The organism is Arthrobacter sp. UYCo732 (assembly GCF_040547265.1).
Taxonomy (GTDB): Bacteria; Actinomycetota; Actinomycetes; order Actinomycetales; family Micrococcaceae; genus Arthrobacter.
Window position 1 is genome coordinate 319,179 of the sequence record NZ_JBEPPJ010000003.1, and the last position, 16,020, is coordinate 335,198.

The 16,020-nt window shown below is 65.1% G+C and carries 14 protein-coding genes; 7 read left to right on the plus strand and 7 right to left on the minus strand.

Annotated features, from left to right (window positions below; all coding sequences use genetic code 11):
* Nucleotides 1-156: 156 nt before the first annotated feature.
* The 4 genes from ABIB45_RS07705 to ABIB45_RS07720 are packed head-to-tail and all read right to left on the minus strand — an operon-like array spanning nt 157 to nt 3,920.
* Nucleotides 157-1,623, minus strand: a complete 1,467-nt coding sequence (locus ABIB45_RS07705) for a sodium/solute symporter (RefSeq protein ID WP_354215299.1) — start codon at nt 1,621-1,623, stop codon at nt 157-159.
* 7 nt (nt 1,624-1,630) lie between these two features.
* Nucleotides 1,631-1,981 carry a DUF485 domain-containing protein gene (locus ABIB45_RS07710; RefSeq protein ID WP_354215300.1) on the minus strand — a complete coding sequence of 117 codons (351 nt, stop codon included), beginning with the start codon at nt 1,979-1,981 and terminating at the stop codon, nt 1,631-1,633.
* Nucleotides 1,978-2,697 (minus strand): LytR/AlgR family response regulator transcription factor, encoded by a 720-nt coding sequence (locus tag ABIB45_RS07715; protein WP_354215301.1) that lies wholly within the window; start codon nt 2,695-2,697, stop codon nt 1,978-1,980. The genes ABIB45_RS07710 and ABIB45_RS07715 overlap by 4 nt, the downstream gene beginning before the upstream one ends.
* A 32-nt stretch (nt 2,698-2,729) precedes the next feature.
* Nucleotides 2,730-3,920 (minus strand): sensor histidine kinase, encoded by a 1,191-nt coding sequence (locus ABIB45_RS07720; protein ID WP_354215363.1) that lies wholly within the window; start codon nt 3,918-3,920, stop codon nt 2,730-2,732.
* Nucleotides 3,921-4,103: 183 nt separating this feature from the next.
* On the opposite strand from ABIB45_RS07720, the gene ABIB45_RS07725 reads away from it, so the two are divergent.
* Together ABIB45_RS07725 and ABIB45_RS07730 are read left to right on the plus strand one after the other, a co-directional pair.
* Entirely contained in the window at nt 4,104-4,484 is a 381-nt protein-coding gene (locus ABIB45_RS07725) for a DUF485 domain-containing protein (RefSeq protein ID WP_354215302.1), read from the plus strand.
* Nucleotides 4,481-6,097 carry a monocarboxylic acid transporter gene (locus ABIB45_RS07730; RefSeq protein ID WP_354215303.1) on the plus strand — a complete coding sequence of 539 codons (1,617 nt, stop codon included), beginning with the start codon at nt 4,481-4,483 and terminating at the stop codon, nt 6,095-6,097. Before ABIB45_RS07725 ends, ABIB45_RS07730 begins: the two co-directional genes overlap by 4 nt.
* Before the next feature lie 137 nt (nt 6,098-6,234).
* Here the strand turns inward: ABIB45_RS07730 and ABIB45_RS07735 are convergent, their stop codons facing one another.
* Nucleotides 6,235-6,840, minus strand: coding sequence for a hypothetical protein (locus ABIB45_RS07735; protein WP_354215304.1), 606 nt, complete (start codon nt 6,838-6,840; stop codon nt 6,235-6,237).
* A gap of 148 nt (nt 6,841-6,988) precedes the next feature.
* Nucleotides 6,989-7,483, minus strand: a complete 495-nt coding sequence (locus tag ABIB45_RS07740) for an Lrp/AsnC family transcriptional regulator (protein WP_354215305.1) — start codon at nt 7,481-7,483, stop codon at nt 6,989-6,991.
* Nucleotides 7,484-7,678: 195 nt separating this feature from the next.
* Here ABIB45_RS07740 and pdhA point away from each other — a divergent pair, with 195 nt between their 5' ends.
* The 3 genes from pdhA to ABIB45_RS07755 are packed head-to-tail and all read left to right on the plus strand — an operon-like array spanning nt 7,679 to nt 11,261.
* Nucleotides 7,679-8,857 (plus strand): pyruvate dehydrogenase (acetyl-transferring) E1 component subunit alpha, encoded by a 1,179-nt coding sequence (gene pdhA, locus ABIB45_RS07745; protein ID WP_354215306.1) that lies wholly within the window; start codon nt 7,679-7,681, stop codon nt 8,855-8,857.
* The gene (locus ABIB45_RS07750; RefSeq protein WP_354215307.1) at nt 8,857-9,867 is read left to right on the plus strand and encodes an alpha-ketoacid dehydrogenase subunit beta; all 1,011 of its coding nucleotides are present in this window, start codon (nt 8,857-8,859) and stop codon (nt 9,865-9,867) included. Before pdhA ends, ABIB45_RS07750 begins: the two co-directional genes overlap by 1 nt.
* Nucleotides 9,868-9,875: 8 nt before the next feature.
* The gene (locus ABIB45_RS07755; RefSeq protein WP_354215308.1) at nt 9,876-11,261 is read left to right on the plus strand and encodes a dihydrolipoamide acetyltransferase family protein; all 1,386 of its coding nucleotides are present in this window, start codon (nt 9,876-9,878) and stop codon (nt 11,259-11,261) included.
* 83 nt (nt 11,262-11,344) lie between these two features.
* On the opposite strand, the gene ABIB45_RS07760 is transcribed toward ABIB45_RS07755, so the two are convergent.
* Nucleotides 11,345-12,016: an SACE_7040 family transcriptional regulator gene (locus tag ABIB45_RS07760; protein WP_502909230.1), complete on the minus strand. Its 672-nt coding sequence runs from the start codon at nt 12,014-12,016 to the stop codon at nt 11,345-11,347.
* A 172-nt stretch (nt 12,017-12,188) separates the two neighbouring features.
* Here ABIB45_RS07760 and ABIB45_RS07765 point away from each other — a divergent pair, with 172 nt between their 5' ends.
* Together ABIB45_RS07765 and ABIB45_RS07770 are read left to right on the plus strand one after the other, a co-directional pair.
* Nucleotides 12,189-13,796 carry a carboxyl transferase domain-containing protein gene (locus tag ABIB45_RS07765; RefSeq protein ID WP_354215309.1) on the plus strand — a complete coding sequence of 536 codons (1,608 nt, stop codon included), beginning with the start codon at nt 12,189-12,191 and terminating at the stop codon, nt 13,794-13,796.
* Between the two features lie 13 nt (nt 13,797-13,809).
* Nucleotides 13,810-16,020, plus strand: coding sequence for an acetyl/propionyl/methylcrotonyl-CoA carboxylase subunit alpha (locus ABIB45_RS07770; RefSeq protein WP_354215365.1), 2,211 nt, complete (start codon nt 13,810-13,812; stop codon nt 16,018-16,020).

Below are 16,020 nucleotides of genomic sequence, written 5' to 3' on the forward strand. Positions count from 1 at the left end.
GCCCCTACCGCGACGGACCCCGACATTCCGGTGACGGCCGCTGTCGTGGGCCCTGCCCGGATCGCCGCCACTCACATCGGACATGCCGCTCGTGGGCACCCTACTGAGGCAAGGCGCGAGGGCAGCGGCGCCGCCCATTGCAGCCGCGCCGGACCGTCACCGTTCGGTGACCAGCGGCCGTTCCGGCGTGTGCAGCCGCGTCATGACCCGTGGCATGGTCCTGGGGATCCTGTCTTTCGTCGCACGGGAGACCAACACCATCACTGCGAACGCGGCAGGGACTGTCCACGCCGCCGGCTGGGCCAGCCAGAACGGAATTCCCCCGGCGCCCAGGACAGCCCCGCACACCATGGCGCCCCCACAGAGCACGGCGCCTGTCACCATCCCGGCTATGGCGCCGGTGTCGGTAAGGCCGCGCCACCAGATGCCCAGCAGGAGGACGGGGCAGACGGTGGAAGCGGTGAACGCGAACACCAGGCCCACGCTGCCGGCCAAAGCCAGGGAATCGGTGGTCACGGCGAAGCCCAGGGGGACCACAGCGGAGAAGACGGCCGCGAGCCGGAAGCCGCGGACGCCGCCGCCCAGGACGTCCTGGCTGATGACACCGGCCAGAGACACCACCAGACCGGAGGTGGTGGACAGGAACGCGGCAAAGGCGCCGGCCACCACCAGCGCCGAAAGCAGGTCTCCCGCAGTTCCCCCAATGAGGTGCCCCGGCAGGAGCAGGACCACCGCGTCCGCTTGTCCTGACCGGGCAAGTTCAGGCGCGAACATCCTGCCCGCCAGCCCGTAAACGGTCGGAAATAGGTAGAACACTGAGAGCAGGCCGAGCACGATCAAGGTGGTCCGCCGTGCCGAACTGCCGTCCGGGTTCGTGTAGAACCGCACCAGGACATGGGGGAGTCCCAAGGTGCCAAACAGCAGCGCCACCAACAAGGAGATGTTCTGGTAGGCGCCGGCTGGAGCCATTCCGGTGGGGTTCACGACTGCCGGAGCCACGGCCGCCGTGCCGCTGCCGGTAAGCGTGAACACGATGAACAGGACCGGTACTGCCAGGGCAGTGAGTTTCAGCCAGAACTGGAACGCCTGGACAAAGGTAATGGATCGCATGCCGCCCGCAACCACGGTCAGGCAGACCACAATGACCACCGCCAGCGATCCCACCCAGGCCGGAAGCCCCGTGGTGATCCGGATGGTCAGGGCCGCACCGTGGAGCTGGGGAACGATGTACAGCCAGCCCACCACCACCACCACCAGGCTGGTCACGCGGCGGACCGCACGCGAATCCAGCCTCGCCTCTGTAAAGTCCGGGATGGTGTAGGCCCCTGACCTGCGCAGCGGGGCGGCCACAAACAACAGCAACATCAGGTAACCCGCTGTGTAGCCGACAGGGAACCACAAGGCATCAGTACCTGAGAGCAGGACCAGCCCGGCCACCCCCAGGAAACTGGCCGCGGACAGGTACTCGCCCCCAATGGCTGAGGCATTCCACCACGGCCGGACTGTGCGGGACGCTACATAGAAATCCCCGGTGGTGCGGGAAATCCGCAGGCCGTAGAAACCGATCACCGCCGTTGCTACGGAGACCACAACGACAGCCACCACAGCGACAGCGGGATTCATCGGGAAATCACTTGTCCCCGGCCAGGTCGCGGTAGCGGGCCTCATTCCGGGCGGCCGTCCGGATGAACAACCAGGCGCTGAGGCCGATCACCGGGTAGATCCCGGCGCCCAGCAGCAGCCAGTCGAACGGGATGCCGGCAACTCTGGTCTCGGCAAGGCCGGGCACGGCTGCCAGCAACACCGGGAACGCGCCCAGAATCAACATGAACCCGACGGCCACCACCAGGGCAAGCCGCAGCTGGGAACGGATCAGGGACCTCACGAAGAGCTGTCCCACGTCTGATTCCTCGGCTGCTTCGCGTGTTTCGCCGGCAGGCCGGAGTGCGGAACGGGGTGCGGTGACGCGGACGCGCGTCATGGCTGCGGCCGGATGCGGGTAACCTGCAGCTTTTCCCGCACCGTGGGCAGGTGGCGGCGGCTGATGGGGAGGCTGGCGCCGGCAACGGAGACGCTGGGCTTATCCGCCGCCAGCTTCATGGAGGTGACATGCTTCAGGGCAACAAGGTAGGAGCGGTGCGTACGGATGAAACCGGCCTCTGCCCATTGCTGCTCCAGATCGGCCAGCGGCACCCGGATGAGGTAGCTCGCGTCCGCGGTATGCAGCCGGGCGTAGTCTCCTTGCGCCTGGACGTAGGTGACGTCGTCGCGCCGGATCATCCTGGTGGTGCCGCCCTGGTCCACGGTGATCATCTCAGGCGCCGCGCCGCCGTCGTGCATTAGCTCACTGATCCTGCCCACTGCACGGGCCAGCCGGTCGGGCCGGATGGGCTTGAGCAGGTAGTCCACGGCGGCCAGTTCGAAGGCTTCCAGGGCGCAGTCCTCATCGGCGGTGACAAACACCACCGCCGGAGGTTTGCTGCTGCGGGAGATGGCACGGGCAACGTCAAGGCCGGACACGGCCGGCATGTGGATGTCCAGGAAAACAGCGTCCACTGATTCGCTGGTGAGCGCCCGGAGTGCTTCGGAGCCGGAGGACGCGCGGTGGATGGTTCCGATACGGTCGTCCCTGCGCAGCAGGTACGCCAGTTCCTCTACGGCGGGCAACTCGTCGTCGGCGACGAGGACATTAATCATGGTTCTACACTAGCCGCCCGGGGAAGACGGTCTCAGGCGTCGTGGCCGGGTTGGGACTTTGGGACGCGCATGGTGATCAGCGTCCCTTCACCCAGGGCGGTCTCAATCACCAGGCCGTGCTGCTCCCCGTAGACCTGGCGAAGCCGGGCGTCAACGTTGCGCAGTCCCACGTGGTCCCCGTCCCGGTGGCCTGCCAGCATGGACTGGAGTTCGGCAGGATCCATCCCCACACCGTCGTCCTCGATGGTGACTTCCGCAAAGGCGCCCGAATCGTTGGCAGTGATGGTGATGTGGCCTGCACCTTCCTTGGCCTCCAGACCGTGCCTCACTGCGTTCTCCACCAGCGGCTGGAGGCTCAGGAAAGGAATGACCGTGCTGAGCACTTCCGGCGCGACCCGCAGGCTGACCTGCACCCGCTCCCCGAAGCGGGCCCGTTCCAGCAGGAGGTACCGGTCGATGCAGCGCAGTTCCTCCGCCAGCGTGGTGAAGTCACCGTGGCGCCGGAACGAGTACCTCGTAAAATCCGCAAACTCCACCACGAGTTCGCGGGCGCGTTGCGGGTCCGTGTTGATGAACGACGCGATGGCGTTCAGGGAGTTGTAGATAAAATGCGGGCTGATCTGTGCCCGCAAGGCCCGCACTTCAGCTTCCATCAGCAGCGTCCGGGATGCGTCCAGTTCCGCAAGTTCCACTTGGACGGCTACCCAGTCGGCCACTTCTCCGGTGGCGCGGACAAGCCCGGCACCCGCCGACGGCGCAAACGCCGCGACCACGCCCACCACCCGTGACCCGGCGCGTACCGGGGCGATGACGGCCTCGAGATTGGCGAACCTACGGTCTGCACCCAGATCCCGGGCCTGGAGTACTGCCGTGCGGCCTCCGGTCAGGACGCCGGCGGCGAGCTCCATCAGCAGCGGTTTCAGTTCCTCTGCGGCACCATCCCAGGCGAGGACCCCCGCGGTATCGGTAATCGCCAGGGCGTCACAGCCGAGAAGGTTGCGCAACTGGCGGCTTGCCTTCGCTGCCCCCGCAGGGTTCAGCCCCGTGCGCAGGTGCTGTCCTGCGCGGGATGCGGCGTGCAGCGTTTTGTATGTGGCGCGCTCGGCATCGGTGCCCAGATCTCGGAAAGACCGCAGCACCTTGATGCCCACGCCGACGACGACGGCGATCGCCAGTACGATCAGGGCGATGGCTGCTGCGGTCAGGAGCGGGGAGTCCGGCATGGTGCCCAGCGTAGCGGCGGGTGCCGTTTGCCGCAGCATCGCGACCGTTGAGCGACCACTGCGCCAGCGCCTCTGGAATGTAGCGCCCGTCACGGCGCAAAGTGATTGCAGTCACATTGACGGCATCCTGCCCCCAAGGCCGCGGCCGGTGTGAACCAGGCAAGTTCTCAATGAGGAGGAACGATGGGTAAAGAACCCCGGACTCCGGGCGCAGCGGCGTCCGTGGACTTTGAAGAGGTCCAGTCGACAGTGCGGTTCCAGGAACTGCGCAAACGCCACCGCAGCTTTGTCTTCCCCATGGCGGTAGCCTTCCTGCTGTGGTACTTCGCATACGTCCTGCTGGCTGACTATGCGGTCGGTTTTATGTCCACCAAGGTGTGGGGGAACATCAACATCGGGCTGATCCTGGGCCTGCTGCAGTTCGTCACCACGTTCGCCATCACCGGCTGGTACGTCAGCTACTCCAACCGCAAGCTGGACCCGATCGCCGCGGAAATCCGCAACGAAATCGAAGGCCATGAATTTGATACGGACGGCACCACCGTGACCGGAGTGAACAAATGATCGGGATTGCCGCGGCGGTTAACGTCGCCGACCTCAAGGAAACCACGCTCCTCAACATGGGGATCTTCGGCCTGTTCGTCGCCGTGACCATGGTGATCGTGTTGCGTGCGAGCCGGAACAACAAGACCGCGGCCGACTACTACGCAGCCGGGCGCTCCTTCACCGGGTCCCAGAACGGCACGGCCATCGCCGGCGACTACCTCTCGGCGGCCTCGTTCCTGGGCATTACCGGCGCCATTGCCATCAACGGCTACGACGGCTTTATGTACTCCATTGGGTTCCTGGTGGCGTGGCTTGTGGCACTGCTGCTGGTGGCCGAACTGCTGCGGAACACAGGCAAGTTCACCATGGCCGATGTCCTCTCCTTCCGGCTGAAGCAGCGTCCGGTCCGCATTTCCGCGGCCATCTCCACCCTTGCCGTCTGCTTCTTCTACCTGCTGGCCCAGATGGCAGGAGCCGGCAGCCTGATCTCCCTGCTTCTGGGCATCAGTGACTGGGGCGGACAGGCGCTGGTGATTATCGTCGTCGGCGGACTCATGATCACGTACGTACTGATCGGCGGCATGAAGGGCACCACATGGGTCCAGATCATCAAGGCGATCCTGCTGATTGCCGGCGCGGCAGTCATGACCCTCTGGGTTCTGGCCATCTACGGTTTCAACCTCTCCAGCCTCCTCGGTGCGGCCGTTGAGACCTCCAACAACCCTGCGGTGCTGAACCCCGGCCTGCAGTACGGCAAGAGCGAAACCTCCAAGCTGGACTTCATGTCCCTGGGCCTCGCACTGGTCCTGGGCACGGCCGCGCTGCCCCACGTGCTGATGCGCTTCTACACCGTGCCTACGGCCAAGGAAGCCCGGAAATCCGTGGTCTGGTCCATCTGGCTGATTGGGCTCTTCTACCTCTTTACCCTGGTCCTTGGGTACGGTGCAGCAGCCCTCGTTGGCGCAGAAACCATCAAGGGCGCACCGGGCGGCGTCAATTCCGCGGCACCCCTGCTCGCGTTCTACCTCGGCGGACCGCTGCTGTTGGGCTTCATCTCTGCTGTGGCCTTCGCCACCATCCTGGCGGTGGTGGCCGGCTTGACCATCACGGCTGCGGCATCGTTCGCCCATGACATTTACGCGAACGTCATTGCCAAAGGCAAGGCCGACGCCGACACTGAGGTGAAGGTGGCGCGGCGCACCGTAGTGGTGATCGGCATCCTGGCCATCCTGGGCGGCATCTTCGCCAACGGCCAGAACGTGGCCTTCCTGGTGGCCCTGGCCTTCGCCGTGGCGGCTTCGGCCAACCTGCCCACCATTATCTACTCCCTGTTCTGGCGGCGTTTCACCACCCAAGGTGCCGTGTGGAGCATGTACGGCGGCCTGGGCTCGGCCATCATCCTGATCATCTTCTCGCCGGTGGTATCCGGCGGAGCGACCTCCATGATCAAGGACGCCCACTTCGCCCTCTTCCCGCTCAGCAACCCGGGGATCGTGTCAATCCCGCTGGCGTTCGTGCTCGGCTGGCTCGGTACAGTGCTGGACAAGAACCGCGAGGACACCGCCAAGCAGGCCGAGATGGAAGTTCGGTCGCTCACCGGCGTTGGTGCGGAGAAGGCCGTGGACCACTAACTCCTGGAAACGGACGACGGCGGCCCGCAGCCGCCGTCGTTCATTCAGGCTCGTAGTCCCGGCCCAAGGCCCGCGTCCCCTTTCGGGGCCGCGGGCCTAATCCTTGCCCCGGGGCCCTTCCCTTATACTCGGGGTCCCTAAGCCTTGGGCTTGATCTTGATGTTCATCATTTTGAGGTCATGGGTGCCCTCGAAGCGGTAGACGAGGTCGATGTTCCTGGCTCCGTCGCAGGTGATGAGACCCAACACATCGGCTGTCTTGGTACCGTTCTCCGTGTCGGCACTGACCGCACTGTAAGTGGGCTTGCAGGAGTTGTCCATCTCCAGTGTCTTGATGCCGGCGATGAACGCTTCCTTGGTCACCTGTTCCTGGAGCGCCGGGTCGAGGTATTTGTCGTATGCCGTGGAGGAGTCGCCGTCGATCACCAGTTTGGTGAAGTCGTCGGCGAGGCCCTTGGCATGGTTGGTGGGTCCAGCCACAACATTGAACAGGATGACCACACCAAGGATGACCAGCAGCAGGACGCCGCCCACTACGCCCAGGATTGTCCACAGCCGCCGGCGGCCCCGCGCAGGGGGCTCTTCCCCGGGCAGCCCGAACGGCCCGTCGGCCGGTGGTTGGCCGGGCACGCCGTACTGGCCTGGAGCACCACCGTACAGGCCTGGCGGGCCGGATTGAGTCGGCTGTTCCCGTGGCTGCGGGGGCGAGACTGCGGGCTGGTACGGTTCCTGGGGGTTGCTCACATGGAGCCTTTCCGGCAACGCGGTGGCACTGCCTTTTTGATGGGAGCCGCTGGACGGTCCCCATGGATTCACCTTCGAACAGCCTATAACCCAGTCCGCCGGCATAGGCCATGGTCAGATCACGCGGGTAACACTAATTTGCGTCAGGTTACCGGTCGGGTTCCGGATCCTGGCCGTCGCCGGAGCCCCGGTCCAGGAGTGGCTGGATGCGGAAGGGAATGAGTTCGCCCATGGCCAAAGCGGTGTCCGTCCGCTCCACGCCGTCGCAGGCCAGGATTTTCCCGTTGATCCGGAAGAGGTCTTCCGCATCCAACGCAACCACGCGCAGGAGGAGGTCGGCCGAGCCGGTCAGGCCATATCCTTCCAGGATTTCCGGAATGCCGGCGAGGTCATGGGCCAGTTGCCCCAGCTTCTGCTGCTGGACGTGGACCGAGATGAAGGCCATGAGGGGATACCCGAGCGACGCCGGGTTGATCCGCCGCTCGAAGGACAGGAAGACGTGCTTCTTCTCGAGCTGGGCCATGCGCGCCTGAACAGTGTTCCGGGACAATCCCAGCTTCTGGGCAAGCGCCACTACTGTGCGCCGGGGGTCACGGGCCAGCGCTGAGAGCAGTCGGGTATCGGTGCCATCCAAAGCGTGCATAATGCGCAAGGTTAGCACGGTGGCGGTTGTGCAAACAGGGCATGTTGCTCAGTATTTGTGGTGGTAGTTGTACCCCTTGAGCATTGTGAGTAGTGTCACAATTATCCGGGGCAACGGCGCCCGGGCGGCTGGCGGCTGGAGGGACCACAAGTCTCCAGGCCTCGGTCAAACGACGTGAGAAGGTTGCGTGCCATCGTGTCCACAGACGAAGCGGGCCAAGGCGGGACAAGGGCAGGTTCCTCTGCTGGCAGTGCAGGAAACCATGGCGGATCTGGCAGGGATCTGATCCAACTGATTACCCCGGAGGGCGAGCGGGTTAGCCATCCGGAATTCGACCCCTGGGTCAAAGACATCGGCGATCAACAGCTGTGCTCCCTGTTTGAGGACCTGACGGTCATCCGGCGCATCGACGTCGAGGCAACCGCCCTGCAGCGCCAGGGGGAGCTCGGACTCTGGCCGCCGTTGCTGGGTCAGGAAGCAGCACAGGTCGGTTCCGCCAAGGCACTGCGCCACGACGACTTTGTCTTCTCCAGCTACCGTGAAAACGGCGTGGCCTACTGCCGCGGAGTGGACCTTGCGGACATCCTGCGTGTCTGGCGCGGAAACGCCTCCTCCGGCTGGGACCCCTACACCGTCAATATGGCCACGCCACAGATCATCATTGGCGCACAGACGCTGCACGCCACCGGTTATGCGATGGGCATCCAGAACGACGGCGCCGACTCTGTGGCGGTGACCTATTTCGGCGACGGTGCCACGAGCGAAGGCGATGTTAATGAGGCACTGGTGTTTGCCGCCAGCTTTCAGGTGCCGCTGGTCTTCTTCTGCTCCAATAACCATTGGGCCATCTCGGAGCCGGTGCGGCTGCAGTCCCACGTGCAGCTCGCCGACAGGGCTGCAGGCTTTGGAATTCCGGGCCTCAGGGTGGACGGAAACGACGTTCTGGCTGTCATGGCGGCGACGCGCGTAGCCCTGGACCGTGCCCGGCACGGCGGCGGGCCGACGTTCATCGAGGCCGTTACCTACCGCATGGGGCCGCACACCACCGCGGACGATCCCACCCGCTACCGTGACGCCAACGAACTCGAAGACTGGGCCGCTAAGGACCCCATCGACCGCGTCCAGGCACTCCTGGACCGCAAAGGCCTCCTCACGGATCAGCTCCAGCAGCAGGTCAGGGACAAGGCAGACGCCGTGGCCCGCGAGCTCCGTGCAGGCTGCAGTGGCACGCCGGAGCCGGAGCCTCTGGATGTGTTCAAACATGTATACAGCGCACCCAACTCCTGGCTGGACCGGCAGCAGGACCACTACGCCCGATACCTTGCTACTTTCGGCGATCCCGCAGGAGCCACTTCCCAGGAAGGTGCACGCTGATGACCCACATGACCTTTGCCCGTGCCATCAATTCCGGCCTGCGCAAATCCCTCGAAAACGATCCCAAAGTCATCCTCATGGGCGAGGACATCGGCGCCCTCGGCGGTGTGTTCAGGGTGACCGACGGCCTGCAGAAGGACTTTGGCACCCACCGCGTGGTGGATACGCCGCTGGCCGAGTCGGCCATCATTGGAGCCGCCGTCGGCCTTGCCTACCGCGGTTACCGTCCCGTGGTGGAGATCCAGTTCGACGGCTTCATCTACCCTGCCTTTGACCAGATCGTCAGCCAGGTGGCCAAACTGCACTACCGGACGCAGGGTGCCGTAAAGATGCCCATCACCATCCGGGTCCCCTTCGGTGGTGGCATTGGTTCACCCGAGCATCACTCCGAGTCACCCGAGGCGTACTTCACCCACACCTCCGGGCTGCGGGTGGTGACCGTTTCCAATCCGCAGGACGCCTTCACTGTGATCCAACAGGCCATTCTGTCCGATGACCCCGTCCTCTACTTCGAACCCAAGCGCCGTTATCACGACAAAGGTGAGGTGGATGAAGGCACCGACGTCCGCACTTCGCTGCCTATGGATACAGCCCGTGTGCTCACCGAAGGGACGAACGTGACGCTTGTGGCATACGGACCGCTGGTGAAAACAGCCCGGGACGCCGCCACCGCAGCCGCCGACGAAGGTATCTCCATCGAGGTCATCGACCTGCGCTCGCTGGCGCCGGTGGATTACGCCACCGTTGAAGCTTCGGTGCGGAAGACGGGCCGGTTGGTGATCACCCATGAGGCCGGCCAGTCAGGGGGCCTGGGTGCCGAAGTCGCTGCCAGTATCACGGAACGGTGCTTCTACCACCTTGAGGCGGCGCCCGTCCGGGTCACCGGGTTCGATATTCCCTACCCATACTCGAAGGTGGAAATGCACCATCTGCCCAGCCTGGACAGGATCCTCGACGGCGTGGATCGTGCACTGGGGCGGCCAAACTCACTCAGCGGGCTGGAAGGTTGAGCGCCGCCATGATCAAGGAATTCAGGCTTCCGGACCTTGGTGAGGGCCTCACGGAGTCCGAAATCGTGAGCTGGAAAGTCGGCGTGGGCGATACGGTCACCCTGAACCAGGTTATTGCGGAGGTGGAAACGGCCAAAGCCGTGGTGGAGTTGCCCGCTCCGTTCGCCGGCGTGATTACCGCGCTTCACGAACAGCCCGGCACCGTGGTTGCAGTCGGCAAGCCGATCGTCTCGTTTGAAGTACCGGACGACGGCGGTGGGTCGCCGGCCGGTACCGCCCCCGCAAGGGCCGCGCAGGCTGAGGCGGCGGCACCCAAGCGGCAACCCAACCTCGTGGGGTACGGCGCCGTCGTCGAAAGTTCCGGCCGTCCGGTGCGCCGCCAGCGGAACTTTGGTGCGTCGGTGGCTGAGCCTGCCGAAACCGAGCCTGCCGCAACCGGGCCTGCCGCAACCGCGGTGGTTGAGCCTGCTCAAACCAAGCCTGTCGAGACCTACGACCGTCCCCGCTCCACGCCTCCTGTTCGGAAGCTCGCCAAGGACCTGGGTGTCGAGTTGGCCGCAGTCCCGGGCACCGGAGACCATGGACTGATCACGCGGGACGATGTCCGGAACTTCGTCGGACGTGCGGACGTCACAGCGGCGGCGCGGCATCTGTCTGCTGTGTCGGACGCCGCTGCCCCGGCTGCGCAGGGTGGGCGCGAAGTCCGCTCTCCCATCAAGGGTGTCCGGAAGTTCACGGCGGCCGCTATGGTGGCGAGCGCTTTCACGGCGCCGCATGCCACGGAGTTCCTCACGGTGGATGTCACGCCCACCATGGATCTGCTTGCCAAACTGAAGACCAGTGGGGCCTTCCGGGATCATAAGCTCACTCCGCTGACCCTCGTGGCCAAGGCTGTGCTCATCGCGCTCCGGCGGAACCCGTCACTGAACTCACGGTGGGACGACGCCAACCAGGAGATTGTGCAGTTCAATTACGTGAACCTCGGCATCGCTGCAGCCACGCCCCGCGGGCTCACCGTACCGAACGTCAAGGACGCGGACACCCTGTCCCTGCTGGCACTTTCTGAAGCCCTGACGGATCTGACGGAGACCGCCAGGGCCGGGAAGACTGCTCCGGCTGAGCTGGCTGAGGGCACCATCTCCATCACCAACATCGGGGTCTTTGGGATCGACGCCGGCACGCCCATCCTTAACCCGGGTGAAGCGGCCATCCTGGCTGTGGGCGCGGTGCGGAAGAAGCCGTGGGAGTTCCAGGATGAGGTGGCGCTGCGTCAGGTCATGACCTTGAGCCTCTCCTTTGACCATAGGCTGGTGGACGGGGCGCAGGGCTCGCGGTTCCTTGCGGACGTCGGCGCCATCCTGGCCGACCCCGGCATGGCGCTCACGATGGTCTGACCCGCGAGTTTTTGTCCAGATACTGCGACTTAGGAGCGGTTCATCTCGCAGTATCTGGACAAAAACTCCTATTCGAGGGAGGGCTAATGAGCGTCCACTGTGAGGGCCGCCAGGGCCATGCTCTCCAGCAGCGGGCGGGCCGTTCTCGGAGCGATCTTGCGGCCATGGTTCCGCACCGAGTGCGGCGTGGAGTTGATCAGGCCGAAGGTCGCGTGGGCCCGCATCCGCAGTTCTGCAGCGTCGACGGCGGGGAGCAGCCGGGCCAGGACCCCTACCCAGAGCTCCACATAGTTTCGCTGCAGGGTCCGGACCTCCGCCTGGTCCTGCTTGGAGAGATTGCTGAAGTCCCTGTCCTGTACCCGGATCACGTCGGGCTTGCCAAGCGCAAAATCCACCTGGAACCCCACCAGCCGCCGGAGGGCCGCGAGCGGATCCGAGGTTTCCGCCACCACGCGTTGTCCGCCCTCCAAAAGGTCCCGGCTGACCGTCAGCAGCAGATCACCCAGCACTGCCTGCTTTCCCGGGAAATGGCGGTACACGGCCGGGCCGCTGACGCCCGCCGCGGCCCCCAAGTCCTCCAGTGACACGCGGTTGAAGCCGTTCACTGCAAACAGCGATGCGGCGGCGGTCAGTAATGCCTGGCGCCGAATCTCTTTGGCCTGGCTGCGCTGCGTTCCCGTAGAAGGCTGGGTTTCCGGAGCGGGCCGGTCTGATGGCGCCGGCTCGGATGGCTGTGCAGGTCGCGTGATGGGCACGTTTTCCTCCTCGGACCTGCAAATTCTAGCAATGGGTCGACGTGTTGGACATCACAGTTATTAGAGACTAACCTAAATCTCAGTTACAAGGCACTAACCGAGTTCGAAGCCGAGGCTCCACACGAAAACTTGTAGCTGAAGGCTCGCAATAGAACAGGAACGGACCGCGTCGATGGAGACCCTCACCAGCCGGCTTGACGCCGCAAGTGACCTGTTTGCGGCCAACCACACCGCGCAGTCCACGCTCGCCAGGGCACTGCGCGCCAGGCTGGCCGAGACTGCCCTCGGGGGACCGGTGAAATCCCGCGAACGCCATGTGACCCGTGGAAAGCTCCTGCCGCGCGAACGCATCAACCAGCTGCTGGACAACGGCAGCCCGTTCCTGGAAATAGCACCGCTCGCTGCCGACGGCATGTACAACAACGAGTCGCCCGGTGCCGGGGTGATCGCCGGGATCGGTCTGGTGCACGGCCGTCAGGTGCTGGTGATCTCCAACGACGCCACGGTCAAGGGCGGCACCTATTACCCCATGACGGTGAAGAAGCACCTCCGGGCCCAGGAGATCGCCCTGGAGAACCGTTTGCCGTGCATCTACCTGGTGGACTCCGGGGGAGCGTTCCTCCCGAAGCAGGACGAAGTCTTCCCGGACAAGGAACATTTCGGTCGGATCTTCTACAACCAGGCCAGGCTGTCTGCGGCCAAGATCCCGCAGATCGCCTCGGTGATGGGCTCCTGCACCGCCGGTGGCGCCTATGTTCCGGCGATGAGTGATGAGACCGTGATTGTGCGGAACCAGGGCACCATCTTCCTGGGCGGCCCGCCGCTGGTGAAGGCCGCGATCGGCGAGATTGTCACCGCAGAGGAACTCGGCGGCGGCGGCGTCCACTCGAGGATCTCCGGCGTCACCGACCACCTGGCCGAGAACGATGAGCACGCCCTGCAGATCATCCGCGACATCGTCCAAACGCTCCCCAGGCCGGCAGCCCCCGTGTGGGACGTGGATGCCGCCGTCGAACCTGTCGCGGACCCGGCCGAACTTTATGGCGCAGTGCCCACGGACGTCAACGCGCAGTACGACGTCCACGAGGTCATTGCCCGGCTGGTGGACGGCAGCAGATTCCACGAGTTCAAGAGGGAGTATGGCACTACGCTCGTCACGGGTTTCGCCAGGCTGCACGGCCACCCGGTGGGGATCGTGGCCAACAACGGCGTGCTGTTCAGCGAGTCCTCGCTCAAGGGCGCGCATTTCATCGAACTGTGCGATCAGCGCGGAATCCCCCTGGTCTTCCTGCAGAACATCTCCGGCTTTATGGTGGGCAAGGATTCCGAGCAGGGCGGCATCGCCAAAAACGGCGCCAAGATGGTCACCGCGGTGGCCACCGCCAGGGTGCCCAAGCTGACCGTGGTGATCGGCGGGTCCTTCGGGGCCGGCAATTACTCCATGTGCGGGCGTGCGTACTCGCCGCGTTTCCTGTGGATGTGGCCGGCGAGCAGGATCTCCGTCATGGGCGGCAACCAGGCGTCCAGCGTCCTGGCCACCGTCAAGAGGGACCAGTACGAGGCCCGCGGGGAGGACTGGTCCGCCGCTGACGAGGACGCGTTCAAGGCCCCCATCAAGCAGCAGTATGAGGACCAGGGCAGCCCGTATTACTCCACCGCCCGGCTCTGGGACGACGGCGTGATCGATCCCGCGGACACCCGCACCGTGCTGGGACTGGCGCTCGACGTCGTTTCCCGCACCCCGCTGCCGGAGACCTCCTTCGGCCTTTTCCGGATGTGAGCCCGCTGTGACTATGTATTCCCCGGCCAGTACCTCAACACCCGAAACGCCCCTCTTCGGGACAGTCCTCGTGGCCAACCGTGGGGAGATCGCCTGCCGCGTGATCCGCACCCTGCGCGTCCTCGGGATCCGTTCCGTGGCCGTCTACAGCGATGCCGACGCCGACGCCCGGCACGTGCGTGAAGCTGACCGTTCCGTGCGGATCGGCCCCGCTGCCGCTGCGGAGAGCTACCTGAACATCGTGGCCATCGTCCAGGCCTGCCGCGACACGGGCGCCGAGGCGGTCCACCCCGGCTACGGCTTCCTCAGCGAGAACGTCGATTTCGCCCGGGCCCTGGAAGCAGCCGGCATCACCTTCATCGGCCCCGGCGTCGAATCCCTGAACGTCATGGGGGACAAGATCCGGTCCAAGAACCACGTGGCGGGCTACGGCGTTCCCGTGGTGCCCGGCGTCGCCGAGCCTGGTATGACCGACGCGCAACTGATGGAGGCCGCGGCCGCCGTCGGATTCCCGTTGCTCATTAAACCGTCCGCCGGCGGCGGCGGGAAGGGCATGCACATCGTGGAACGCCCCGGCGAACTCGAGGCCGCACTGGCAACCGCCCGGCGCGTCGCGGCGAGCGCCTTTGGTGACGACACGCTCTTCCTGGAGCGGATGGTACGCACGCCGCGGCATATCGAAGTCCAGGTCCTGGCTGACAACCACGGCAACGTAATTCATCTCGGTGAGCGCGAGTGCTCCCTGCAGCGCCGCCACCAGAAGGTCATCGAGGAAGCGCCATCACCGCTGCTGGAAGGACTGAACGACGGCGGCGCCACCCGTGCCCGGATTGGTGAGGCGGCCTGCCAGGCGGCCCGGAGCGTCCACTACAGTGGTGCCGGCACCGTAGAGTTCCTTGTCTCTGACGAGGCCCCGGATGAGTTCTTCTTTATGGAGATGAACACGCGCCTCCAGGTGGAGCACCCGGTCACTGAAATGGTCACCGGCGTCGACCTGGTCGATTGGCAGGTGCGGATCGCCGCCGGCGGGGAACTGACCGTCCGACAGGCCGACGTCGAACTTAACGGGCACGCCGTCGAAGCCCGCGTCTACGCGGAAATCCCGGAACGGAACTTCATGCCGTCAGGCGGTGAGGTAGTGCTCCTGGATGAGCGCGGCGCTACGTTCACCCCCACGGAAAATTTCAGCCCGCCCGCCCCTGCAGCCGAGGACCCGGACATCCGCATCGATTCCGCGTTGTTGCAGGGGCTGGAAATTTCCAGCGATTACGACCCCATGGTGGCCAAGGTGATCGCCTGGGGCGCCGACCGTAAAGCCGCGCTCGCACGGCTCGATGCTGCGCTCGCCGGCTACACGGTCCTGGGGATCGACACGAACGTGGAGTACCTTCGCCTGCTGATCAACGACGACGACGTCCAGGCCGGGCGCCTGGACACCGGCCTGATCGAGCGCAGGATGCCGCACTTCACCTTCCGCCACGTCGGGGAGGCCGAGCTCATCGCCGCCGCGGTTCCGGAGTGGGCGGTAGCCCATAAAGCGGCGAACGCCGGATCCCCCTGGGCCGGCACCACCGGCTGGCGGCTGGGAAGCCCGGCGGCCTGGACCCGGACCTTTGGTGTCCCCGGCGGCGACACGGCCACAGTAGCGCTGACTTGGGTAAGCAACGTGGACCTTGGCCATGCCACGGCCCGGGTCGACGATGGCGCGGAACACGAGGTGACTGTCCTGGGACTGACCGGACATGTCGTGTTTCTGGCGATCGACGGCCAGCAGATGCGGTTCGCGCGGGGTTCTTCGTGGGAGGAGGACCGGGCAATGGGGGGTGCGCAGACTCTCTACGTTGGCAACGGCGGCTGGTCTTGCCGGCTGGAAGTACTGACCCGGGAGTCGCGGCTCGCCCGATTGCTCGCGGGCATCCAGCGCGAGGAGGGTATGGCAGACCCGGAGGTCCGCTCGCCCATGCCGGGCACGGTGGTCTCGGTTGCCGTCGCCAACGGAGACGCCGTGGCGGCTGGCCAGGTCCTCCTGTCTGTCGAAGCCATGAAAATGGAACATCAGCTCGTGGCCGAGGTAGCAGGCACGGTACACATCAGCGTCAGGACCGGCGACCTGGTGAAGGCGGACCAGATGCTGGCCACCATCCACGCAGCGGCCACTGATTTACTCACGGACCCCATCCCGGGCGCACTTACGGACCCGGACAACACAGGCAAGGGAGCCTAG